A 22,691-nucleotide genomic window follows, 5' to 3' on the forward strand; every position below is an offset into this window, starting at 1 on the left:
GCGTGTCAACCATGGCACCGGATCCGAGCCCCACCCTGGCCGAGCTCAGCGAGGGCGAGGTCCTCGCGAGGGTCCTGCACAGGCTCGGCACCGCCTCCGGATCGGAGACGCTCGTCGGGCCGGGCGACGACTCCGCCGTGCTGCGCGCCCCCGACGGCCGGTTCGTCGTGACGACGGACATGATGGTGCACGGTCCCGACTTCAGGCTCGCCTGGTCGACGCCGTTCGACCTCGGCTGGAAGGCTGCGGCCTCGAACCTCTCGGACGTGGCCGCCATGGGCGCCCGGCCGACCGCGATGGTCGTGGCCATCTCGGCTCCCCAGCATCTGGGAGTCGACGTCCTCGAGGGCATCGCGGACGGCCTCGCCGCCGGGTGCTCGGCGATGGCGCCGGGGTGCGCCGTGGTCGGCGGCGACCTCTCCGCCTCCTCGACGCTGACTCTGGCGATCACCGCCTTCGGCTCCCTCGACGGCCGCGCGCCCGTGCTGCGCAGCGGCGCCCGACCGGGAGACGTCGTCGCCGCGGCCGGCCCGCTCGGCGCGGCGGGCCTCGGTCTCCGGCTCCTCTTCGAGCGGGCGAGGGCCGAGGGGGAGCCGTCGGCGGTGCTCGCCCGTGAGCTGCGGACGCTGTTCCCGGAGGTGCTGGACGCGCAGCTGCGGCCCACGCCACCGATCGCGGCCGGGATCGCGGCAGGCGGAACCGCCTCGGCGATGATGGACGTGTCGGACGGCGTCGTGCTCGATGCCCGGCGCCTCGCCCGGGCGAGCGGCGTCGTGATCGACCTCGACGCGGCCGCGGTCGACGCGCACGCGGAGGCGCTGACGTGGGTCGACGGGGTGGACCTGGCGCTCGCCCGCACGCTTGTGCTCGGGGGAGGGGAGGACCACGCGATGCTCGCCTGCTTCCCCGCGGGCGTCGCGACGCCTCCGGGATTCACGGTGCTCGGAGTCGTGCGCGAGGGGGAGCCGGAGGTGCGGCTCGACGGCACCGCCCTGGAGGAGCGAGGGGGCTGGGACCCCTACCTCGGCTGGGACGGCGCGGCGGGCTGAGCCGCACCGTCGTCCGCCGGAGACGCCCACCAGATCGTGGTCTCGCCGTAGTCCTTGCGCTTCTCGCGAGCGAGCCCGCTCGGCCACCGAGGCTCCGGGCTGCGGGAGCTCCGCTCCACGACCACGACCGCGTCGTCGCGCAGCAGGGGGAGCACGCCCGCGAGGTCGGCGGCCAGATCGTCCTCGCCCAGGTCGTAGGGCGGATCGAGGAACACCGTGTCGACGTTGAGCGCGGGTGCGCTGTCGAGGAAGGAGCGCACCGATGCGGTCGCGACCTCGATGCTCGGCCGTGGCAGCCGGTTCGACGCCGCCGCTGCCGCGATCGCTCGGGCGTTCTCGCCGGCCGTGCGCGCCGCCTTCGGATCGCGCTCGACCAGGACGATCGCGCTCGCGCCGCGGCTCGCGGCCTCGAGGCCGAGCGCACCGGAACCCGCGTAGAGATCGACGACCGTCGCACCGTCGAGAGCGTCGCGCGCCTCGAGGGCCGAGAAGACCGCCTCGCGGACCCGGTCGCTCGTCGGGCGGGTGCCGGTGCGGGGCACGCGGAGGGTGAGGGATCCTGCGAAGCCGGCGATGATCCTGGTCACCGTTCCGAGCATAGGGCGCCCCGCTCGCCCGGGAGACCCCTGCGAACCCTGAGCCGTTTTCCGGCTTGCCCTGCGAGAATCCACAACTATGACGTCCCTCGATCCCACCCCCTCCACCGTCGGCCTCTCCGCCCGGGGTGCGGCACCGGGGTCGCCGATGTCGCGGGAGGAGTTCACGGCGCACTGCGCGGCGATCCTGTCGAACCTGACCCGCGTGATCGACGGCAAGGACGCCGAAGTGTCGATGGCCCTGACGGTGTTCCTCGCGGGCGGCCACCTCCTGATGGAGGACGTGCCGGGAACGGGGAAGACGGTGCTCGCGAAGTCGATCGCCGCCTCGGTCGGCGGGAGCGTCTCCCGGATCCAGTTCACCCCCGACCTCCTGCCCTCGGACGTGACCGGAGTGTCGGTCTACAACCAGGCGACCCGCGACTTCGAGTTCAAGCCGGGGCCGGTCTTCGCGAACGTCCTGATCGGCGACGAGATCAACCGCGCCTCCCCGAAGACGCAGTCGGCCCTGCTCGAGTGCATGGAGGAGCGGCAGGTCTCGGTCGACGGCATCACCCACCTGCTCCCTCGGCCGTTCGCCGTCGTGGCGACCCAGAACCCGGTCGAGATGGAGGGGACCTACAGCCTCCCCGAGGCGCAGCGCGACCGGTTCATGGCCCGGCTCTCGCTCGGCTACCCCGACGAGCGCGCCGAGCTCGAGATGATCCGGACCCGCGACTCGGCCAGCCCGCTCGAGGAGCTGCGGCCGGTCGTGACGCGCGACGAGCTCGAGCGGATGATCGACTACGTGCAGTCCGTCTACGTAGCGCCGCCGGTGCAGGAGTACGTCGTCGCCATCATGCAGGCCACCCGCATCGATCCCGAGCTGCGGCTGGGCGGGAGCCCCCGCGCCACGCTCCAGCTCATAGCGGCGGCCAAGGCGCTGGCCGCGATCAGCGACCGGGACTTCGTCGTCCCCGACGACATCGACGCCCTCGCCGTCCCCGTCCTCGGGCACCGTCTGCTGCCCGCGACGCGCCTGCCGGGACGATCGGGCACGAGCGCCTCGCACTCCGTGTCCGAGATCGTCCAGCGGATCGTCGCCTCCACTCCTGTGCCCTTCAGCGGTCGTGGCGCCTGACCCTCACGGGGGCGAGGCGCCCTCGACGCGCATCGGAGCGCTCCCGGCCCTCGCGGGCGTCGCCCTGACCCTGCGCGGGTGGGCGTTCGTCGTCCTGGGGACAGCGGCCATCGTCCTCGCCCCGCTGCTCGGCTTCCGCGAGCTGCTCTTCCTCGGCCTCGTGCTGCTCGGACTGCCGCTCGGAGCCGTCGTCTCGCTCGCGGCCGGCGCGCCGGTGCTCCAGGTGCAGCGGCGCTTCGCCCCCCAGGTCGTCGCGGTCGGCGACGTGGTCGACGTCGATGTGCTGCTCGAGAACCGCGGCGGTCCGCTCCGCGGCGGCGCCCGAGCGGAGGACCGGCTGGAGCGGGTCGAGCGCGGAGAGGCCTCGGGGCGCGTCGTCGCCCACGGCGGCTTCGGCCTCCCGCCCGTCCCGGCCGCCGGCACCGGGTCGAGCCGGGTGCGGGCGCGGTACCGCCTCCCCGCCGGTCGTCGCGGCATCCACCGCATCGGTCCGCTGCGGCTGGTGCGCGGTGACGCGCTCGGACTCGCGCTCCGCGAGACCGTCGCGGGTGCCGCGCAGCCCTTCGTCGTGACCCCCCGCGCCGTCCCGCTGCAGAGCGACGTGCTCGACGCCCACGGAGCCGGCGGATCCAGCCCGGTGGCGCACGCGACCGCGGGTGCCGGTACCGACGACGTCATCCCGCGCGACTACCGCCCCGGCGACGCGATGCGACGGGTGCACTGGCGTGCCAGCGCGCGCTCCGGCGAGCTCAAGGTGCGCCAGGACGAGCAGAACACCGACCCGCACGCCTGGATCCTGCTCGAGACCCGGGCCAGTCGCGTGCTCGACAAGGGCGGCCGCGGAGCGGACGACCGGCTCGAGTGGGCCGTCTCGATGACCGCCTCCCTCGCCGTGCACCTCCTCGAGCGTGGATTCGAGACGCACCTGGTCGAGACGGGGTCGGCCGATGAGCTCGGCCGGTCGGAGGACGAGCGGGAGGTCGCGCACGACGTCCTCCTCCGCCTCGCTGAGATCGAGCCGGCGGCCGAGGCGGTCGAGGCGGTCGGACGGATCGCGGGCGAGATGCGCGAGACCGGGGGAGTGCGGCCCGTGTTCGCCGTGCTCTCCCGACTGCGCGAGGACGACCTCGGCCCGCTCGCCTCCCTCGCCGCCCAGGCCAGGCCGGCGATCGCCTTCGTGGTCGAGGGCACACCGGAGGAGGAGGCCGCCCTTGCGGCCCTCGGCTGGTACGCGGTCGCGGTCTCGACCCGCACCCCGATCGAGGAGGCGTGGGCCGAGGCCCTCGCGCTCCGGGTGGTCGCGTGACCCGCCGGCCCGATCGCGACCCGCGCGCGGGCTCCGTCCTGCTGTCCGTCCTGCTGTGGCTCGCGATCGTGGCCGCCGCTTCCGGGACGGGACGCCTGCTGACCGGGTTCGGCTGGCTCGTCCAGCTCGCCCTCGCCGTCGGGCTCGTCCTCGCGGTGCCGGCGGCGGCGCGCGCGCTCCGGGCGCATCCCGTGCTCCCGCCGGTTCTCGCGAGCCTCACGGCCGTCGTGGTCGTGACCGCGATGTTCGTTCCCTCCCGCGCTCTGCTCTTCCTCATCCCCACCCCGGGCGCGGTGGCGGAGGCGCAACGGCTCGCCCAGTCGGGCTTCACCTCGATCGCGCAGCAGGGCCTGCCAGCCATCGCCGACGACGGCATCGCCTTCCTCCTCGTCGGCGGGGTCGTGGTGCTCGCCTGGGCGACCGACCTCTTCGCCTTCTCCGTGCGCCTCCCGGCGCTGGCGGGCCTGTTTTCGGCGGCCCTGCTCGCGGTGCCCGCGGTGATCGATCCGGCCGAGGTCTCGTGGTCGAGCCTCGTCGTCACGGTGCTCGTCTACGCGGCGATCCTCGCGGTCAGCGCCCGCCCGGAGCGGCGGCCCCGACCCACCCTCGCCTCGGCGGCTCCGTCGATCGCCGTGGTCGGCGTCGTCGTGCTCGCGGCGGCGATCCTCTCGGGATCGGCCGCCGGATACGTGCGGACGTCGGCGTCCTCGGGAGTCTCGGGGACGCTCTTCAACGGCTCGATCGACCCGGTGGTGGCACTCGGCGCCGACCTGCGCCGGCCGGACCCTGTGACGGTCCTGCGCTACGCGACCGACTCCGATCTGCCCGTGTACCTGCGCGTGCTCACCGTCTCCGACTTCGAGGGCGAGAACTGGGCACCGAGCGACACGGAGGAGACGGCTCCGATCGACGCGCCGATCGCTCCGGAGGGCCTGGCCGAGAGCGTCCCGCGCACGACGGAGGAGGTCGACGTGTCGATCGAGACCCTCCGGAGCCAGTGGCTCCCGGTCCCCTACCCCGTCGCTGCGCTCGACGGGGTCGGCGACGGCTGGCTGCAGGACGTCCAGGACGGGTCGATCCGCGGCGACGCGACCACTCGCGTCGGCGACGACTACGACGTCGAGACCCTGCGCCTCGAGCCCGACCCGCAGCAGCTCCTCGACGCCCCGGCGGCGACCGGAGTCGATCAGTATCTGACGCTCCCCGACGATGTGCCGGCGATCGTCGGCACCACGGCGGCCGAGGTGACCGCCGACGACACGAACGCCTACGACCGTGCCCGGTCGCTGCAGTCCTTCTTCCGATCCTCGGAGTTCACCTACTCGGAGGACACCCCGGCCGAGGAGGGCTACGACGGCGACGGGGTGGGGGTGCTCGAGGCGTTCCTGGAGGTCCGCGAGGGCTACTGCGTGCACTTCGCGTCGGCCATGGCGGTCATGGCGCGCGAGATCGGCATCCCCTCGCGCCTCGCCATCGGCTACCAGCCGGGCTCCGTCGTGCCGTCGCAGTCCAGCGATCTGACCAGCTACCGCGTGATGTCCTCCGATCTGCACGCCTGGCCCGAGCTCTACTTCGAGGGTGTCGGCTGGCTGCCGTTCGAGCCGACGCCCAGCCGCGGGGCGCCCGCGTCCTACACGCTCCCGAGCGCGACGTCGTCCACCGGTTCGAGCACGCCGGGAGCCGCGGCCACGACCGCTCCTGGCGCGACTCCCGAGGCGAGCGCCGCCCCCACGGCGACCGCGCCGACCTCCTCCGCCGCTGCGGGAGCCGCCGGAGCGACCGGGACGGCGTCGGCCCCGGTGGTCACGGCGTGGATCCTGCTCGTGCTCCTGCTCCTCGTGCCCTGGCTGCTGCGGGTCGTCCAGCGCACCGCGAGACGGCGGGCCTCCGCGGAGGGCTCGACGGAGGCCGCATGGTCGGAGCTCCTCGCGAGTGCGCGGGATCTCGGCGTTCCTGTGGACGCCACGAGCACGCCCCGGGCCCAGGAGGCTCTCGTGGCGGAGGCGATCGGAGGCGACGAGCAGGCGCGCGGCGAGCTCCGCGGACTCCGCCGGACGCTCGAACGCGTGCGGTACGCACCGCAGGCGAGCGGCAGCGACTCCGCCTGGGTCGCCGCGTCGCGCGTCGTCGCCGCCCTGCGCGCCGACGCCGGTGCCCCGCGCCGGCTGTTCGCCGCGGTGCTGCCGCGATCCGCTCTCGGCGCACTGACGAGGATCCGCCGTCCGAGGTCCGACCTATGATCTCAGGGTGATCCCGGACCCTCTCGACGCCTCGCTCGCGCCGCTGATCGGGCCGCGAACCGCCGGCGCGGTGACCAAGGCCTTCGGCTACCGCACCGTCGGCGAGCTCCTCGGCCACTACCCGCGGCGCTACGCGAAGCGCGGCGAGCTCACCGAGCTGTCGCGGCTGCCCGTCGGCGAGAGCGTCACCATCGTCGCCGAGGTGCGGGAGGTGCACGAGCGGCCGATGCGCAACCGCCCCGGGAAGCTCCTCGAGGTGATCATCTCGGACGGCACCGGCACTCTCTCGCTCACCTTCTTCGGGCAGCCCTGGCGCGCGGCGAAGCTGCACCGCGGCGCGAGGGGGATCTTCGCGGGCACCGTCTCGCAGTTCCGCACCACCCTGCAGCTCACCCATCCCGACTACCGCCTCTTCGACGAGGAGGAGGCGGCCGCCACCGAGGCGAGCGGAGGCGCTGCTCTCGCGAAGGACTGGGCGGAGCGGCCGATCCCGATCTACCCGGCGACGAGCACGATCTCGAGCTGGCAGCTGCAGGCCGCCATCGCCGTCCTGCTCGACGGCCTGCGCGACGTCCCCGACCCGATGCCCGACTCGGTGCGCGCCGGCCGCTCGCTCCTGCCGCTCGGCGACGCCCTCGAGCTCATCCACCGTCCGCAGCGCGAGGGCGAGGAGGCGCAGGCGCGCGAGACGCTGCGCTTCCACGAGGCGTTCCTCCTGCAGCTCGCTCTGCTCGAGCGTCGAGCGGCGGCCCGCGCGACGCCGGCGACTCCTCGCGTGCCGTCGCCGGGCGGTCTGCTCGAGCGCTTCGACGCCGCACTCCCGTTCTCGCTGACCGGCGACCAGCGCGACGTCGGCGCCGAGATCGGTGCCGACCTGGCGACGGAGAGCCCGATGTCGAGGCTCGTGCAGGGCGAGGTCGGGTCGGGCAAGACCCTCGTCGCGCTGCGGGCGATGCTGACCGCGGCCGAGAGCGGGGGCCAGGCCGCCCTGCTCGCCCCGACCGAGGTGCTCGCGGGCCAGCACCTGCGCTCGATCGTGCGGACCCTCGGCCCCGAGCTCTCGACCGAGCTCGTCCCCACCCTGCTGACGGGCGGTCTGGGGGCGGCCGAGCGTCGCTCCGCGCTGCTCCGCATCGTCTCGGGCACGGCGAAGATCGTCGTCGGCACGCACGCCCTGCTCGGCGACAAGGTCTCGTTCTACGATCTGGCGCTCGTCGTCATCGACGAGCAGCACCGGTTCGGAGTCGACCAGCGCGACGCCCTGCGGAGGAAGGGCGCCCGCCCGCCCCACGTGCTCGTGCTCACCGCCACGCCGATCCCGCGCACGGTCGCGATGACCGTGTTCGGCGATCTGGACACCTCGACCATCCGCGAGCTCCCGGCCGGGCGCCCCGGCATCACGAGCCACGTCGTGTCCCTCACCGACAGCCCCGGGCTCATCGCCCGGGCGTGGGAGCGGGCGGAGGAGGAGATCCGCGCGGGTCACCAGATCTACATCGTCTGCCCGGCGATCGAGCCCGGCGAGGTCGCCGAGGGCGCGGTCGCGGCCGACGACGGGCCCGCCGCCACGCCGCTCTCGACCGTCTCGGCCACCATCGAGGGGGTGCGCGCGCACGCGCTGCTCGGCAAGCGGCGCTCGGCCGCGCTGCACGGGCGGATGTCGAGCGACGAGAAGGACGCAGTCATGCGCGCCTTCGCGGCGGGCGAGATCGACGTGCTCGTGTCGACCACCGTCATCGAGGTGGGCGTCGACGTCCCGAACGCGTCGATGATGGTCGTCCTCGACGCCGAGCGCTTCGGCGTCTCGCAGCTCCACCAGCTCCGGGGGCGCATCGGCCGGGGCGGCGTCCCGGGCGTCTGCCTCTTCGTCACCGCCGCCGAGGCGGGCACGATCGCGCGCGAGCGGGTGGAGGCTGTCGCCGCGACGCTCGACGGGTTCGAGCTGGCCGAGGTCGATCTCGAGCTGCGGCGCGAGGGCGATGTGCTGGGCGACTCCCAGTCGGGCGGCAGGTCGTCCCTGCGCCTGCTGCGGGTGGTGCAGGACGCGCACGTGATCGTCGAGGCACGCGCTCTGGCCGAGAGCCTCCTGGCGGAGGACCCCGAGCTCGCGGCGCACGACCGCCTCCGGGCGGCGCTCGAGCGCCGAGTGCAGGAGCGCGACCGCGAGTTCCTGGCGAAGAGCTGATGCCGCAGGCCTGCCCAGACGGGGGTGGACGGGCGCTCGGAGTCCCTCAGGCGTCGGCCGCTACGCTTTCGACATGGCCCGTATCGCCGTCGTACCCGGCTCGTTCGACCCCGTCACCCTCGGGCACCTCGATGTCATCGAGCGTGCTGCGCGCCTCGTCGACGAGCTGCACGTGGTCGTCGTGCACAACCCGTCCAAGACCGCCCTGCTGCCGATCACGCAGCGCGTCGCTCTGATCGAGCAGTCGATCGCGGAGGCGGGCATCGAGGGGAGCATCGTCGTCGCCTCGTGGAGCATGGGCCTGCTCGTGGACTACTGCACCGATGTCGGTGCGAGCATCCTCGTGAAGGGCATCCGCTCCCAGATCGACGTCGCCTACGAGACGCCGATGGCGATCGTGAACCGCAACCTCGCGCACGTCGAGACCGTCTTCCTCCTGCCCGATCCCGCTCACGCGCACGTCTCCAGCTCGCTCGTCCGGCAGGTCTCCGGACTCGGTGGCGACGTCTCGCCCTACGTGCCGCCGGCCGTCGCGGCCTACCTCACCTCCTGAGACCCCCCCGGGTCGGACACGTCGCCGCCGCGGGTGTCCGCGTCCCACGGACGAGGAGCGGCAGCGCGTGCGCGTCGCCGCTCCGCCCGCCCGCGAGAATGGAAGGGTGAGTACACCGCGAGTGCAGGCCTGGACCCTCGAGGGCATCCCCGAGGTGGCGCCCGGCGACGACCTCCTCGAGCTCATCCTCGCCTCGGTCGCCTCGGCTCCCGAGGGCGACCGGCCGGCGGACGGCGACATCCTCGTGGTCACCAGCAAGATCGTCTCGAAGGCGGAGGGGCGCCTCGTGGCCGCCGAGGACCGCGAGGACGCGATCACCGCCGAGACGGTCCGCGTGGTCGCGACGCGCGCGCACGACCACGGCGTGACCCGCATCGTCGAGAACCGCCTCGGCATCGTCCAGGCGGCGGCGGGAGTCGACTCGAGCAATGTCGCCGACGGCACCGTCCTGCTCCTCCCCGAGGATCCCGACGCCTCGGCCCGGCGCCTCTGCGCGGGGCTGCGCGACCGGCTCGGCGCCACGGTCGCCGTGATCGTGAGCGACACCCTCGGGCGGGCGTGGCGCGTGGGCCAGACCGATGCGGCGATCGGTGCCGCGGGCCTGGTGGTGATCGACGACCTGCGCGGAGCGACGGACGCCCTCGGACGCACGCTCGGCGTCACCATGCCGGCCGTGGCCGACGAGATCGCGGGACTCGGCGACCTGGTGAAGGGCAAGTCCAGCGGACGGCCCGTCGCCGTCGTGCGCGGCCTGTCACGGCTCGTCACCGGCCTCGACGCCCCGGGGGCGAGAACGCTCACCCGGACGGGGCCCGACGACATGTTCCGTCTCGGCGCCGACGAGGCCTACGCCGAGGGCTTCGCGGCGGGCCGCCTCGCGGAGCCATCGGGAGCAACACCGGTATCAGCACCGGCACCGGCATCGGGGGAGAGGTGAGCCCCCGCTGGAGCGCGGTCGTCGTCTTCAAGGGGCGCGGCTCGTCGAAGACGCGGCTGGCGCTCTCCGCCCGCGCCGCGCTCGCGGAGGCGTTCCTGCTCGACACGCTGGCGGCCGTCCGCGAGTCGGAGGAGGTCGCCACCCTGGTGCTCGTCACCTCCGACGCGGAGGCGGCCGCGCGGGCCGTCGCGGCGGACCCGCTTCTCGTCGTCCTGGCCGACCCGGGCGCACTGAACGCGGCGGTTTCCGCGGGCATCGCGCACGCCCTCCTCGCGAGGCCGGACTCGCCCGTCGTCGCCCTGACCGGCGATCTGCCGGCCCTCTCCTCCGGCGATCTCGACGGGGCGCTGGCGGTCGCCGGCCCCCTCCCGGCCGTCGTCCCGGATCGCGCAGGAACGGGGACCACGGCCCTCCTCGTCGACGCCCAGACTGTGCTCCCACCCGCGTTCGGTCCCGACTCGTTCGCCCGCCACCGAGCCGCGGGCTGCTCCGTCGTCGAGCTGCCGAGGCACTCGACCCTCCGCCTCGACGTCGACACCGTCGACGATCTGCGCGAGGCGCAGGCGGTCGGCGTGGGGGCCAGCACCGCGTCGGCTCTCGCGGCCGCCGCCTGAGACCGGGCTCGTCCGGCGTCAGCCCGCGAGCAGGCCCGCCTCGAAGGCGGCGGTGAGCTCGCGGTCGACCGCCACGGGAGCCCCGTCGACCGCGCGGATCGGCACGGCCCGCCGCGTGCTCGAGACGAGCCAGCCGGCCGTCGCCCCCGTCAGCGCCGTCACCGGCAGCTCGCGGCGCGCGGAGTCGAGGCCCCGCTCGGCGCCGAGGGCGAGCACTCTCGAGACGGTGGTCCCGTCGAGGATCCCGCTGCCCGCGGAGGGCGCGGTGAGCACGCCGTCGAGGAGCAGGACGAGGCTCGAGGTCGCCCCCTCGAGGAGCCAGCCGTCGCTGGTGCGCCAGATCACGTCGTCGGCACCCCGGAGTCGTGCCTCGCGCAGGGCGGCGCGGGTGACCGCTCCCGAGGTGGTCTTGACGCCTCCGAGGAGCCACGGAGCCGCGTCGGTCGCACCGCGGGAGTAGCCGCGGTCGAGGACGGCCACGGCGATACCGCGCTCGCGGAGATCACCGGAGTCGGCTGTCGGCTCGACGCGGACCGTGCAGCGGGCGCTACCGCCGTCGCGGTGCGACGCCACGAGTCGGACCGACAGGTCGTCGCCGTCGTCGTGCTCGGCGACGGCGAGGGCGACGGCCGCCGACCAGGTCGCCGCCGGGGGCAGGGGGAGCGCGACGGCGCGCGCCGACGCCTGCAGGCGCTCCAGGTGCTCGTCGAGGCCGTGCGGCCGGCCCCCGATCACCGCGAGGGTCTCGAACACTCCGTCCCCGCGGAGGTAGCCGGGCTCGTCGACCCTGACGAGTCCTGCGCCCGGGTCGCGCAGCAGGGGGGCTCCGGAGTCGTCGATCTCGACCAGGACGGGTGTGCTCATGACCCCCATCCTGGACCTCCGGCTGAGGTCAGCGGGTGCGGAGCCCCGCGGCGACGTCGTCGGGCGTGACCAGCTCCCGTCGCGACTCCTCCGCGCGGGCGCCGGCTGCCCCGAGCACGTCCGCCGCCGCGAGCGCGTCGACGTCGAGGCCCGTGAGCTCTCCGATGGCCGCGACCGCGACCTGGAACGTGCGGAACCCGCCGAGCGGCACGATCCCCTCGCCAACGGGGTCGATGAGATCGGTCTGATCGAGGAGGTAGGCGCTGGTCGCCAGCGTCTCGCCGTCGGGGCTCCACGCGGCGATCTTCCAGAAGCGCCGGGGGATGCCGACGCCCCGGTAGACGGGATCGCCCTCCGCGAGGACCGGCCCGGTGAAGACGCTGAGCCGCGTGCGCCAGGTCTGCGCGTACTCGAGGACGAGCGTCTCGAGGCCGAGCCACAGCTCCTTCGACTGGTTGAAGCCGCTCGCCTGCGGCGCCGCGTTCGTGTAGCAGAAGCTGTCGACGTTGGCCGCCCGCGCCTCGTCCGCCTCGCCCCAGACCGGGTCGCGGCGGCGCACCAGGTGCCCTCGGTCGAGGTCGTTGCGCGAGTAGACCTCGGGCCCCGTCTGCTCGGAGGCGGGGATCCGATCGTCGAGGTGCCAGTCGTCGCCTCGGCCGAGATCGAGGAGCCGGTCGCCGTCGATGTTCACGGCGGTCGACATCGCCAGCCGCCGCTCGGGGTCGAGCAGCACCTCGAAGTGCGTGTAGGGGAGCAGCCGCGTCTCCCGCCCGTCCGTCGGTGCAGGTGCTGGGGCGAGGGGCCCGAGGAAGCCGGGGTCGAAACCGCTCCGGGCGCTCCTGTCGCGCTCCGCGCTCACGTCACTCCGGTCGCTCACTCCTCGACCTCCTCGGTCGCCGTGGGAGTCGGTGTCGGTGTCGGCGTGGCGGTCGGCGTCGGGGCCGGTGTCGCCTCCGCCGTCGCCGCAGCCGTCGGATCGGCGCTCGGAGCCTGCGTCGCGGGCGCCGGGACCAGGGCCCCGTTGCTGACGAGCAGCGTGATGCTCGAGTACCTCGGCGCAGCGGTGCCCGCTCCGGGATCGGTGCCGGCCACGGTGCCCGCGGCGACCGCCGAGTCGACGGTCGCGCCCTCCTCGACATCGAAGCCGAGGTCCTCCAGGGTCTCCGTCGCGTCGTCGACCGATCGACCCGTCACGTCCGGGACCGTGACCTGACGGCCGTTGAGCAGTGCACTCGAAGGTTCGGCGAAGTCGTCTCCGCCGTACTTCTCGTCGGCGCGGGTCATCACCGCGTTCCAGATGTAGTGGCGCAGGTTCGAGGCGTAGGCGCGCGTGCCCGTCTCGGTGTTGCGCACGAGGACGTTCCGCATCGAGGCCTCGCCGGTGATGTTGCCCACCCAGACGACGGTCGCGACCCGCTTCGACGCACCGTCCATCCAGGTGTGCACCGCCTCGTCGGTCGTGCCGGTCTTGCCGATGTGCTCGATGCCGTCGTCCGGATCGGAGGCGGCGGCGGTGCCGCCCGTCACCACGTCCTGCAGGGCGTCGGTCGCCACGGCGGTCAGCTCGGGCGAGAGCGCCTGGTTGCAGGCCGTGACCGGGGGCTGGACCGCGGCGCCCGCCGAGTCGGTGATGGAGTCGATGGCGATCGCGCTGCAGGCGGTGCCGTCGTTCGCGAAGCCGGCGAAGGCCGTCACCATCGACAGCGGCGAGATCTGGTCGGCCGAGCCGAGGATCGCCGAGGGGAAGTAGCTGAGCTCGGCGCCCGAGGCGGTCTTCACTCCGAAGGCGGCCGCCTGGTCGCGGATGGCGCAGAGGTCGAGCTGCTGCGCCATGGCGACGAAGACGGTGTTGATCGAGCGCATCGTGCCCTGCAGGACGCTGAAGGTGCCGTTCTCGCTGTCGTCGTTGTTGACCTCGAACTCGCCGTTCCACTCGCCGCCCGGTGCGCAGGAGGCGGGGAAGTCGTCGAACGTGCGCTCGCGGCCGTTCACCGTCTCGTAGATGGTGTGCCCGTTCGCGAGCCACTGGGCGAGGGTGAAGACCTTGTAGGTCGAGCCGACCTGGAACCCGGCCGAGCCGCCGTAGGCGGTGTCGGTGCTGAAGTTGATGGCCGAGAAGTTCTCGCCGTTCACCGAGCCCGCGGCGTCGTAGTCCTTGTTCTGCGTCATCGCGAGGATGCGCCCGGAGCCGACCTCCATCGAGACGGTCGCGCTGCCGATGTTGACGTCGTCGACGGGGGTCTTCGGGACCCACTGGTTCGTCGCGGCCGTCGCCACATCCTGCAGATCGCGGTCGAGCGTCGTGTAGATCTTGTAGCCGCCGCGCTGGAAGTTCGCGAAGCGGGTGTTCTCGTCGTCGCCGAAGGCGGGGTCGTTGCGGATCACCCAGGTGACGTAGTCGCAGAAGTAGGCGGCGTTGCCCGCCGTCTGGCACCCGGTCGGGGTCTGCGTGATGGCGGGGACGACCTCCTCCGCGACGGCCGCGTCGTGGTCGGCCTGCGAGATCTTCCCCTCCTGGAGCATCTGGTCGAGGACGTAGTCGCGGCGGACCTTGTTCTCGGGGATGTTCTCGGGCACGTCGATGCGCAGACCGTTGGGGTTGTTCACGGTGGCGATGAGGCTGGCGGACTGGGCGAGCGTGAGGTTCGCCGCCGTCGTCGTGAAGTAGTACTCGGCCGCCGCCTGGATGCCGTACACCTGGCCGCCGAAGCCGGCGATGTTGAGGTAGCCGAGCAGGATGTCGTCCTTGCTGTACTTCTTCTCGAGGTCGACGGCGAGCTTCATCTCCTTGAGCTTGCGCTCGGGGGTGGTCGCCGTCGCCTCGGCGTAGGCGGCCTCGGAGGCGGCGGGGTCGGTGTCGCTCAGCGACTCCGCCTTCTGCACGAGGACGTTCTTGACGTACTGCTGCGTGATCGAGGACCCGCCCTGCAGGTCGCCGCCGAACACGTTGCTGAGGACCGCGCGGATCGTCCCCTGCAGGTCGACGCCGCCGTGCTCGTAGAAGCGCGGGTCCTCGGTGGCGACCGCGGCGTCCTTCACGAACTGGCTGACCTGGTCGAAGGCCACCTCCTCGCGGTTCTGCGCATAGAAGGAGGCGAGCAGCGCGTCGGAGCCGTCAGCGTTCTTCGCGTAGATCTCGGTCTTCTGAGCGAGCTGGCCGAGCTCGAGGTACTCCGGGACGGTCTCGAAGAGCCCGATCGGATTGTTCTCGGCGAGACCGGTGACGGCGAGGGCGGGGGTGACGCCGACGGTGATCAGCAGGCCGCCGGCGAGACTCGCTCCGACGATGCCGAGAACCCGGGCGAGCACGCCGCCGCGGGCGGTTCCTTGCGCAGACATGGCTACGAGAGTAGGCGACGAGTCTGGATCCCCGGTGCCGCCTCGCGCCGTGGAGTCTCGGAGTACGGTGAGCGGGTGACCCGGGATCGACTGTGACAGCCTCCGCCGACCCCGCCGAGAAGAGCCGCCGCGCCGTGCTCGTCGTGGCGGTCCTCGCCTCCTTCGTCGCGTTCCTCGACGGCACCGTCGTGAACGTCGCGCTCCCGGCCATCTCCCGCGAGCTCGGCGGCGGACTGGTCACGCAGCAGTGGGTGGTCGACGGCTACCTGATCACCCTCGGCGCGCTGATCCTCGTCGCCGGTTCGCTCGCCGACCGCATCGGGCGCGCCCGCAGCATGACGATCGGGCTGATCGGATTCGGGGTGACGTCGCTGCTGTGCGCGGTGGCGCCCTCGGCCGAGGTGCTCATCGTCGCGCGGATGCTCCAGGGAGCGGCGGGCGCGATCCTCGTCCCGAGCTCGCTCGCCCTCATCATCGCGACGGTGCGCGGGGCGGCGCAGGCGAAGACGATCGGCGCCTGGACGGCGTGGACCGGCACCGCGACCATCGCCGGCCCGGTGATCGGAGGCGTCCTCGTCGATGCGGGGTCGTGGCGGTACGTCTTCGCGCTGAACGTCCTGCCGATCGTCGTCACCCTCGTGCTGCTGCGACGGCTCGGACACGTCGACGCCGGCACCAGGGTCCCGATCGACGGGATCGGCGCGGTGCTCGGCGTGGTCGGCCTCGGCGGCCCCGTCTTCGCGCTGATCGAGCAGGAGCGCCTCGGCTTCGACGATCCGCTCGTGCTGACCGCCCTCATCGGGGGAGTGGCGGCCCTGATCGCGTTCGTTCTCTGGGAGCGTCGCGCACCGCATCCGATGCTGCCGCTGTCGCTCTTCGCGACCCGCAACTTCACGGTGGGCAACATCGCGACCGCGCTCATCTACGCCGCGCTCTCGTTCGGGTTCTTCTCGCTCGGGCTCTTCCTGCAGCAGGGCCTCGGCTTCTCGGCGACGCTCGCGGGAGTCGCGACCCTGCCGCCGACGGTCCTGCTCCTCCTGCTGTCGCAGTACGCGGGCTCGCTGTCGGCGCGTTTCGGCCCTCGGCTGTTCATGGGGCTCGGCCCGCTCGTCGCGAGCGGCGGGTTCCTCCTCATGATCGGGGCGAGCGAGCCCGGCGACTACCTGACGCGGCTGCTGCCGGGGATCGTGCTGTTCGGGCTGGGCCTCGCGGTGACCGTCGCGCCGCTCACCTCCACGATCCTCGGTGCCGTGTCGAGCGAGCACAGCGGAGTCGGCTCGGCCGTGAACAACGCGGTGTCGCGCATCGCGGGGCTGGTCGCGATCGCGGCCACGTCGCTCATCGTCGGCGACACCCTCGACGCCGGCGGCTTCGCCCGCGCCGCCCTGGCGACCGCTGTCCTCCTCCTCGCCGGCGGCATCGTCTCCCTCGTCGGCATCCGCAACCCGCCGCGCGCCTGACCGGCCCGGTCCGTCACAGAATCACCGTCCGGCCGCCCGCAACGGTACATCTCCGCCGAATCGATCACCTCGAGCGGAGTGGGAGCACCGCCGGCCTTGGCCGCGCTCCCTGCCACACCGACACCTGATCGAGTCCAGTTCCGCAGGCGGGCTCGCCGATCACTCCGTCGCAACGTGGACTGTCGACCCCGACCGCCTGGACCATGCCGCGGGCGAAGCCCGCGCACCTGTCAGACCAGCCGCACACCCCGGAGGCGAACGGCCGAATCGCGTGCCAGCGATTCGGTCTAGCCGATCGCAACCCGCTCTACGAGTCCGGACCACCTGCGACAGCCGACCGCGGTGACATCTGCGCGTCGCGCAGATGTCACCAAAAAAGGTTGTCGCTACATGGAATACTCGAATCGTCGATACGCTTGCATGTATCGGACGGGGAGAACTCCCCATGACGACGACTCTCGAGGAGAAACCATGACCGACACGATCACCATCCCCGGTTACAAGGCCGGCACCTGGGTCATCGACCCCACGCACAGCGAGGTCGGCTTCAGCGTCCGTCACCTCATGATCAGCAAGGTCAAGGGCAAGTTCGAGCGCTTCACCGCGACGTTCACCACCGGTGAGAACCCGCTCGACTCCAAGGTCGAGGCGACCGCCGAGGTCGCCTCCGTCAACACGAACGAGCCGAACCGCGACGGTCACCTCCGCACCGGCGACTTCTTCGAGGCCGAGAAGTACCCCGAGATCCACTTCATCTCGACCGCCGTCCGCGCGAACGGCGACGACTTCCTCGTCGACGGCGAGCTGACCATCAAGGACGTCACCAAGCCCGTGACCTTCGAGGTCGAGTTCGGCGGCTTCGGCTCCGACCCCTACGGCAACTACAAGGCGGGTCTGACCGCCAAGACCACGATCGACCGCACCGACTTCGGTCTCACCTACAACGCCGCCCTCGAGACCGGTGGCGTGCTCATCGGCGAGAAGGTCACCATCACCCTCGACCTGCAGGCCGCGCACCAGGCGTAGCCCGCAGCGTCCGACCGAGGCCGCCCCACCCCTCCGGGTGCGGGCGGCTTCGTCGTCCGCGGCGAGCCGAACGCGGTTCTGCGAGCCGGAGGTCGCGGATACCCCGCGGCAGCCCGGGTCAGAGGATCCCGAGCTCCGTCAGCTGCTCCGAGATCCCGGCGCCGTCGGGCGCGTACACCCAGGTCGTGCCGCTCGTCTCGGAGCGGTCCGCCGCCTTCGAGCGACCGCCCGCCAGCACCGCCTCGCCGGTCGAGAGCTGGCGGATGGCGATCGCCGCGACCTTGTCGGGGTGCTCGGCCGCGAAGTCCGAGTAGATCTCCTCGTCGTGCTGCCCGTCGTCGCCGACGAGGAGCCACCGCACGTCGGGGAACTCGACCGCGAGACGGCGGAGGTTCGACTCCTTGTGCTGCTTGCCGCTCCGGAACCAGCGGTCGTGGGTGGGTCCCCAGTCGGTGAGCAGCAGCGCTCCCGCCGGGTAGAGGTGACGCGAGAGGAATCGCGTGAGAGCCGGCGCCACGTTCCACGCGCCCGTCGAGAGGTAGATCACCGGCGAGCCCTCGTGGCCTCTGGCGAAGCGGTCGAGGAAGACCGCCATCCCCGGGGTGGGCATCCGCGCGTGCTCGTCGAGAACGAAGGTGTTCCACGCGGCGATGAACGGCCGGGGGAGCGCGGTGACCATGACGGTGTCGTCGACGTCCGAGACGAGGCCGATCCGCGCCTCCGGCTCGGCGATGAACACCGGCGCCTCGACGGGCGACGCACCAGAGGTCGTGAAGGTGATCGTGTGCCACCCGGGCTCGAGGGTGATCGGGATGTCGGCGTCGAGCACGCCGCCGCGGTCGGCGACGATCTCGTGGCGCTGACCGTCGACCTGCACCGAGACCTTCGCTCCGCTGACGAAGACGCTGGTGAAGCTCCGCCAGCCGCGCACGCCCTCGACCGGACGCACCTCTTCGGCGCCGGGCGGCGTCGGACGCGTGTAGAGCACGCGCGCGAGCACCCTCAGCTGCTCGGTCGTGCCGTAGCCGGTGTAGGGGATGACGCGGGCGACGTAGCCCTTGCGTCTCACGCGCCGCATCCGGAACGCGTGGAGGCGGTCCTCGAGGCGGGCGGCACGGTGCATGACCTCCGCCGCCCCGGCGCTCATCGGCTTGCTCTCAGGCGTCAGCGGCATCCGCACAGTCTTGCAGACGCTCGGAGGCGCCGGGGCGGCGCGCAGGTGTCCACCGGGTCGATGTCAGGAGTCGATCCCGCTGATCAGCTCGGGACCGTCGACGCGGACGGACCCGACCGCCTCGCCCACCCGCCTGACCTCGAGCTCCTCGGCGAGCTCGGCGGCTCCGTCGGCCGCGGCGCGCAGCAGGGAGCCGTCCGCCTCCGCGTTCGGGTCGAGCCAGTCCTCGATCAGCTCCGGTGCCAGGAGCACCGGCATCCGCTCGTGCACGTCGGTCACCGCTCCCGCCGAGGGGCGCGTCAGGATGCTGGCCGAGAGGAGCCACAGAGACCCGGGCTCGCGGGAGCGCCACCACTCGTAGATGCCGGCGAAGAGCACGAGCGCACCGCCGCCCGGAGACACGAACACCGGAGACTTCGCTCCGTCGGCGCCGACCCGCCACTCGTACCAGCCGGACGCGGGGACGATGGCGCGCCTCGCGGCGTACGACTCGCGGAACGACGGCTTCTCGGCGACCGACTCGATGCGCGCGTTGAACAGCGGCGCGCCCGCCGAGGGGTCGGCGGCCGAGCGGGGGACGAGCCCCCAGCGGGCGGCCGCGAGTCGGCGGCGGGGAGGCTCGCCCTCCTCGACGCCCTTCATCGACTCGGCGACGACGGCGATCCGCTGCGTCGGCGCGATGTTCCACGACGGTTCCGGGAGGTCGGCGCCGATGTCGTCGATGTCGAAGAGCGCGACGAGATCGGCGGTGGTCTGCGAGAGGACGAAGCGTCCGCACATGGGTCCTCCTGGAGCGGGTGGGCGGCACCCGCGCACCCGCCGCCCGTTCGGGGGCGCAGAACACGAGAGACGTTCGGCGAATGGACGCGGAGCGGGGTCCGCGTGCGTACGATTGTAGGAACCGACACCGAAGGAGTCCGCCGTGCCTCTAGGAAACCTCGTCGACCGACCGTTCGGCGAATCCCCCCAGGTCCGCAACGAACCGGTGCAGGTCCGCAGCGCTGCGCGCCTCGCCTCCCTCCTCGATGCCGCCGCCGCCGTCGTCGACGAGGTCGGGTTCGACCGTCTGACGACCGCCATGGTCGCCGAGCGCGCAGGGGCCGCGATCGGCACCGTCTACCGCTACTTCCCCGACCGCATCGCCGTCCTCCAGGCCCTGCGCGAGCGGGCGCTCGAGCGCTTCCGCAAGAAGGTCATCACCGAGATCCGCGAGACCCACCCCGACAACTGGTGGGGCGCCGTCGACTGCGCCGTCGACGCGTTCTGCGAGATGCACCGCAACGAGCCCGGCTTCCGGTCGATCCGCTTCGTCGACACGATCCACGCGCCCGAGGTCGCGGGGGAGGCGTTCGAGGCGGGCTTCTTCGCACGCCGCTTCGCCGAGATCCTCGCCTCCGAGTACGGACTGCCCGGAGGCGCTCAGCTCTCGTTCCGCCTCGAGGTCACCGTCGAGGTCGCCGACGCGATGCTCACCCGCGCGTTCCTGATGGACCCGAACGGCGACCAGCGCTTCATCGACGAGAGCCGCGCACTCCTGCGCAACTACCTCTCCATGCACTACGGGCCCGTCGAAGGCTGAGCTCATGACCGAGCCGCTCCCTGCGCGGCTCGGCGCGGTCGGCTCTCCGGGTGGCTGGGCGGGTGAAGCGGGTCGCGATCGGCTACGGCGATCCGCTGGGACGCGGATCGGCTGTTCGCCTCGCGTCGCCCGGCCGCTCCCTGCGCGGCTCGGCGCGGTCGGCTCTCCGGGTGGCTGGGCGGGTGAAGCGGGTCGGGAGCGCAGCCTCCCGCGGGAATCCACGGCGCGCCCGACGGTTGTACCGAGGGCGGCGTCAAGGCCCTAGTCGTTCGCGGGTTCCGTCGCAACACTGCGCCATCCGGGTTGGCAGCCGTCTCCGAATGGTGTTTGGCTGTCGCAGAGGTTCTGATCGGGACCACGGGACCTAGAGGAAGAGCAGGACCGTGATCGAATTCCGCGGAGTGAGCAAGCAGTACACGGACGGCACCCGCGCGGTGGACGACTTCTCGCTGGTCCTGCCGTCACGGCAGACGACGGTGTTCGTCGGCTCGTCCGGCTGCGGCAAGACCACGATCCTCCGGATGATCAACCGGATGATCGAGCCCACGGGCGGCACCATCGAGATCGACGGCGAGGACATTTCGAAGCTGCCCGCGGTCTCGCTCCGCCGCCGTATCGGCTACGTCATGCAGAACTCCGGGCTCCTTCCGCACCGGCGCGTCATCGACAACATCGCCACCGTGCCGCGGCTGAACGGCGTCGCCAAGAAGCCCGCCCATGACCGGGCGCTCCAGCTGATGGACACGGTCGGCCTCGACCGCTCGCTCGCCACGCGGTACCCGAGTCAGCTGTCCGGCGGGCAGCAGCAGAGGGTGGGAGTCGCGCGGGGGCTCGCCGTCGACCCGAACATCCTGCTGATGGACGAGCCGTTCGGCGCCGTCGACCCTCTCGTCCGCGCCGATCTGCAGCGCGAGACGCTGCGCCTGCAGCGCGAGCTCGACAAGACCGTCGTCTTCGTCACCCACGACATCGACGAGGCGTTCCTGCTCGGCGACCAGGTCGTGATCCTCGAGAAGGGCGGCCGGATCGCGCAGAAGGGATCGCCGTCGCAGATCCTCGCCGCCCCGGCGAGCGACTTCGTCGCGGGCTTCATCGGAGCGGACCGCGGCAAGCGCTCCCTCCGGATCGAGGAGCGCGACGGGGCGCGGATCGTCGTCGACGCCGACGGTCGGCCGACCGGAGTGCTGCGCGCGCAGGACGGCGGCGACGCGTGAACTGGGTCGTCAACAACGTCGACTCCATCGTCACGAACCTCGTGGCGCACCTGTTCCTGTCGGTGCCTCCCATCATCCTGAGCTTCGTGATCTCCCTCCCGTTCGGCTGGTTCGCGAACCGCTACCGCTGGAGTCGCGGCACCCTGCTGACCGGGCTCGGGGTGCTCTACGCGATCCCGTCCCTGGCGATGTTCATCCTGCTGCCCGTCGTCCTCGGCATCCCGCTGCGCTCGACGGCCAACGTGATCATCGGACTCACCCTCTACGGCGTGGCCCTGATGGTGCGCACCAGCGCCGACGCGTTCTCGGCCGTCTCGGAGGACGTGACGCAGTCCGCGACGGCGATGGGCTACTCCGGGTGGGCGCGGTTCTGGCGCGTCGAGTTCCCGCTCGCAGGACCGGTGCTGCTGTCGGGGCTCCGCGTCGTGACGGTGAGCACGGTGAGCCTCGTGACGGTGGGCGCCGTGCTCGGCATCCAGAGTCTCGGCCTGCTCTTCACCGACGGCTTCCAGCGGGGGATCTCGGGCGAGATCATCACCGGCATCGTGCTGACCATCGCCCTGGCGCTCGCGCTGGACGCCCTCCTGGTGCTGCTCGGCCGCCTCCTGATGCCCTGGGCCGCCGTCGACCGGCCACGCGCCACGCGTCGGACGGCGCGCGTCGAGAAGGCGGTGACGACGTGAACCTGATCCTGGAGGCGTTCGCCTGGATCGGCGATCCGGCGCACTGGACCGGCCTCGAGGGGATCCCGACCCGCGTCGCCCAGCACCTCGGCATCAGCCTGCTCGTGCTCGTCCTCGCGTCCGCGATCGCGATCCCCCTCGGCTACCTGATCGGGCACACGGGGCGTGGCAAGGGCATCGCCGTGCCCGTCGCCGGCGGGCTGCGCGCGCTGCCGACGCTCGGCGTGCTCGTGCTGGCGGCGATGAGCCTCGGGCTGGGTCTCGGCGCTCCGCTGATCGCGCTGGTGATCCTGGCGATCCCCTCGGTGCTCGCGGGCGCCTACTCCGGCCTCGAGGCGGTCGACCGGAGGACCGTCGACGCCGCGCGCTCCGTGGGCATGACGGAGTGGCAGATCCTCGCGAAGGTCGAGATCCCGCTCGGGCTGCCCCTGCTGCTCGGAGGGCTGCGCGTCGCCGCCCTCCAGATCATCGCGACGGCGACCCTCGCGGACTACATCGGCGCCGGCGGTCTCGGGCGCTACATCTTCCAGGGCGTGAAGGCGGGGGACTACCCCCAGATGCTGGCCGGGTCGATCATCGTCATCGTGCTCACGCTGCTCAGCGAGGTGCTGTTCGCCGTGCTGCAGTGGGTCGCCGTGCCGCGCGGCGTAGTGCTCGGTCTCGGGCGCGTCTCCTCCGGGCGCTCAGGTTTCCGCTCGTCGTCGCCCCGACGACGCGCGGTGGTGGGAATCCCCATCGACGAAGGGAAATAG

20 protein-coding genes are annotated in these 22,691 nt (G+C 72.5%); 14 read left to right on the top strand and 6 right to left on the bottom strand.

Features of this window, described 5'->3' with window-relative positions:
- Positions 1 to 11 precede the first annotated feature (11 nt).
- Positions 12 to 1,049 (top strand): thiamine-phosphate kinase, encoded by a 1,038-nt coding sequence (gene thiL / locus B9Y99_RS05525; protein ID WP_085475539.1) that lies wholly within the window; start codon positions 12 to 14, stop codon positions 1,047 to 1,049.
- On the opposite strand, the gene rsmD is transcribed toward thiL, so the two are convergent.
- A complete protein-coding gene (rsmD, locus tag B9Y99_RS05530; RefSeq protein WP_085476261.1) occupies positions 1,019 to 1,636 on the bottom strand; it encodes a 16S rRNA (guanine(966)-N(2))-methyltransferase RsmD in 618 nt (205 codons plus the stop codon). The two genes, thiL and rsmD, sit on opposite strands and share 31 nt — an antisense overlap.
- Positions 1,637 to 1,724: 88 nt before the next feature.
- Between rsmD and B9Y99_RS05535 the strand changes: the two genes are divergently transcribed.
- From B9Y99_RS05535 to cofC, 7 genes are all read left to right on the top strand, one after another.
- Positions 1,725 to 2,765, top strand: coding sequence for an AAA family ATPase (locus B9Y99_RS05535; RefSeq protein WP_085475540.1), 1,041 nt, complete (start codon positions 1,725 to 1,727; stop codon positions 2,763 to 2,765).
- The gene (locus tag B9Y99_RS05540; protein WP_085475541.1) at positions 2,755 to 4,071 is read left to right on the top strand and encodes a DUF58 domain-containing protein; all 1,317 of its coding nucleotides are present in this window, start codon (positions 2,755 to 2,757) and stop codon (positions 4,069 to 4,071) included. The genes B9Y99_RS05535 and B9Y99_RS05540 overlap by 11 nt, the downstream gene beginning before the upstream one ends.
- Positions 4,068 to 6,311, top strand: coding sequence for a transglutaminase TgpA family protein (locus tag B9Y99_RS05545; RefSeq protein ID WP_085475542.1), 2,244 nt, complete (start codon positions 4,068 to 4,070; stop codon positions 6,309 to 6,311). Before B9Y99_RS05540 ends, B9Y99_RS05545 begins: the two co-directional genes overlap by 4 nt.
- Positions 6,312 to 6,318: 7 nt before the next feature.
- Complete coding sequence (locus B9Y99_RS05550; RefSeq protein WP_085475543.1) at positions 6,319 to 8,496, top strand: ATP-dependent DNA helicase RecG; 2,178 nt, start codon at positions 6,319 to 6,321, stop codon at positions 8,494 to 8,496.
- 73 nt (positions 8,497 to 8,569) lie between these two features.
- Positions 8,570 to 9,049 (top strand): pantetheine-phosphate adenylyltransferase, encoded by a 480-nt coding sequence (gene coaD / locus B9Y99_RS05555; RefSeq protein WP_085475544.1) that lies wholly within the window; start codon positions 8,570 to 8,572, stop codon positions 9,047 to 9,049.
- Positions 9,050 to 9,155: 106 nt separating this feature from the next.
- A complete protein-coding gene (locus B9Y99_RS05560) occupies positions 9,156 to 9,986 on the top strand; it encodes a coenzyme F420-0:L-glutamate ligase (protein ID WP_244274777.1) in 831 nt (276 codons plus the stop codon).
- Positions 9,983 to 10,600, top strand: coding sequence for a 2-phospho-L-lactate guanylyltransferase (cofC, locus tag B9Y99_RS18725; protein WP_165759543.1), 618 nt, complete (start codon positions 9,983 to 9,985; stop codon positions 10,598 to 10,600). The genes B9Y99_RS05560 and cofC overlap by 4 nt, the downstream gene beginning before the upstream one ends.
- 18 nt (positions 10,601 to 10,618) lie before the next feature.
- Here the strand turns inward: cofC and B9Y99_RS05570 are convergent, their stop codons facing one another.
- From B9Y99_RS05570 to B9Y99_RS05580, 3 genes are read right to left on the bottom strand one after another with little or no spacing between them, the layout of a single operon-like run.
- Positions 10,619 to 11,464, bottom strand: a complete 846-nt coding sequence (locus B9Y99_RS05570) for an aminotransferase class IV (protein ID WP_165759544.1) — start codon at positions 11,462 to 11,464, stop codon at positions 10,619 to 10,621.
- A 28-nt stretch (positions 11,465 to 11,492) separates the two neighbouring features.
- The gene (locus B9Y99_RS05575) at positions 11,493 to 12,341 is read right to left on the bottom strand and encodes a DNA/RNA non-specific endonuclease (RefSeq protein WP_280157844.1); all 849 of its coding nucleotides are present in this window, start codon (positions 12,339 to 12,341) and stop codon (positions 11,493 to 11,495) included.
- Positions 12,338 to 14,803: a transglycosylase domain-containing protein gene (locus B9Y99_RS05580; RefSeq protein WP_085475547.1), complete on the bottom strand. Its 2,466-nt coding sequence runs from the start codon at positions 14,801 to 14,803 to the stop codon at positions 12,338 to 12,340. Before B9Y99_RS05580 ends, B9Y99_RS05575 begins: the two co-directional genes overlap by 4 nt.
- Positions 14,804 to 14,895: 92 nt before the next feature.
- Here B9Y99_RS05580 and B9Y99_RS05585 point away from each other — a divergent pair, with 92 nt between their 5' ends.
- Positions 14,896 to 16,263 (top strand): MFS transporter, encoded by a 1,368-nt coding sequence (locus B9Y99_RS05585; protein WP_085475548.1) that lies wholly within the window; start codon positions 14,896 to 14,898, stop codon positions 16,261 to 16,263.
- Positions 16,264 to 16,734: 471 nt separating this feature from the next.
- Positions 16,735 to 17,289: a YceI family protein gene (locus B9Y99_RS05590; RefSeq protein WP_085475549.1), complete on the top strand. Its 555-nt coding sequence runs from the start codon at positions 16,735 to 16,737 to the stop codon at positions 17,287 to 17,289.
- Positions 17,290 to 17,407: 118 nt separating this feature from the next.
- Here the strand turns inward: B9Y99_RS05590 and B9Y99_RS05595 are convergent, their stop codons facing one another.
- Both B9Y99_RS05595 and B9Y99_RS05600 read right to left on the bottom strand, forming a co-directional pair.
- Positions 17,408 to 18,463, bottom strand: a complete 1,056-nt coding sequence (locus B9Y99_RS05595; protein WP_085475550.1) for an App1 family protein phosphatidate phosphatase — start codon at positions 18,461 to 18,463, stop codon at positions 17,408 to 17,410.
- Between the two features lie 63 nt (positions 18,464 to 18,526).
- Positions 18,527 to 19,243 carry an SOS response-associated peptidase gene (locus B9Y99_RS05600; RefSeq protein ID WP_085475551.1) on the bottom strand — a complete coding sequence of 239 codons (717 nt, stop codon included), beginning with the start codon at positions 19,241 to 19,243 and terminating at the stop codon, positions 18,527 to 18,529.
- A gap of 142 nt (positions 19,244 to 19,385) precedes the next feature.
- Here B9Y99_RS05600 and B9Y99_RS05605 point away from each other — a divergent pair, with 142 nt between their 5' ends.
- The 4 genes from B9Y99_RS05605 to B9Y99_RS05620 all read left to right on the top strand — a co-directional run bounded on the left by B9Y99_RS05605 (position 19,386) and on the right by B9Y99_RS05620 (position 22,691).
- A complete protein-coding gene (locus B9Y99_RS05605) occupies positions 19,386 to 20,042 on the top strand; it encodes a TetR/AcrR family transcriptional regulator (protein WP_085475552.1) in 657 nt (218 codons plus the stop codon).
- A 383-nt stretch (positions 20,043 to 20,425) separates the two neighbouring features.
- Positions 20,426 to 21,256: an ABC transporter ATP-binding protein gene (locus tag B9Y99_RS05610; protein ID WP_085475553.1), complete on the top strand. Its 831-nt coding sequence runs from the start codon at positions 20,426 to 20,428 to the stop codon at positions 21,254 to 21,256.
- On the top strand, positions 21,253 to 21,939 hold the full coding sequence (locus tag B9Y99_RS05615; protein ID WP_085475554.1) for an ABC transporter permease: 687 nt from the start codon (positions 21,253 to 21,255) through the stop codon (positions 21,937 to 21,939). Before B9Y99_RS05610 ends, B9Y99_RS05615 begins: the two co-directional genes overlap by 4 nt.
- Positions 21,936 to 22,691, top strand: coding sequence for an ABC transporter permease (locus tag B9Y99_RS05620; protein WP_085475555.1), 756 nt, complete (start codon positions 21,936 to 21,938; stop codon positions 22,689 to 22,691). Before B9Y99_RS05615 ends, B9Y99_RS05620 begins: the two co-directional genes overlap by 4 nt.

The sequence above is a fragment of the Rathayibacter oskolensis genome (genome assembly GCF_900177245.1).
Lineage (GTDB): Bacteria > Actinomycetota > Actinomycetes > Actinomycetales > Microbacteriaceae > Rathayibacter > Rathayibacter oskolensis.

What these genes read in the sequence shown, in the direction of transcription:
- B9Y99_RS05580 (WP_085475547.1), bottom strand. Translation starts at nt 14,803, where the DNA reads ATGTCTGCGCAAGGAACCGCCCGCGGCGGCGTGCTCGCCCGGGTTCTC.
- B9Y99_RS05600 (WP_085475551.1), bottom strand. Translation starts at nt 19,243, where the DNA reads ATGTGCGGACGCTTCGTCCTCTCGCAGACCACCGCCGATCTCGTCGCG.
- B9Y99_RS05570 (WP_165759544.1), bottom strand. Translation starts at nt 11,464, where the DNA reads ATGAGCACACCCGTCCTGGTCGAGATCGACGACTCCGGAGCCCCCCTG.
- B9Y99_RS05590 (WP_085475549.1), top strand. Translation starts at nt 16,735, where the DNA reads ATGACCGACACGATCACCATCCCCGGTTACAAGGCCGGCACCTGGGTC.
- coaD (WP_085475544.1), top strand. Translation starts at nt 8,570, where the DNA reads ATGGCCCGTATCGCCGTCGTACCCGGCTCGTTCGACCCCGTCACCCTC.
- B9Y99_RS05595 (WP_085475550.1), bottom strand. Translation starts at nt 18,463, where the DNA reads ATGCCGCTGACGCCTGAGAGCAAGCCGATGAGCGCCGGGGCGGCGGAG.
- B9Y99_RS05535 (WP_085475540.1), top strand. Translation starts at nt 1,725, where the DNA reads ATGACGTCCCTCGATCCCACCCCCTCCACCGTCGGCCTCTCCGCCCGG.
- thiL (WP_085475539.1), top strand. Translation starts at nt 12, where the DNA reads ATGGCACCGGATCCGAGCCCCACCCTGGCCGAGCTCAGCGAGGGCGAG.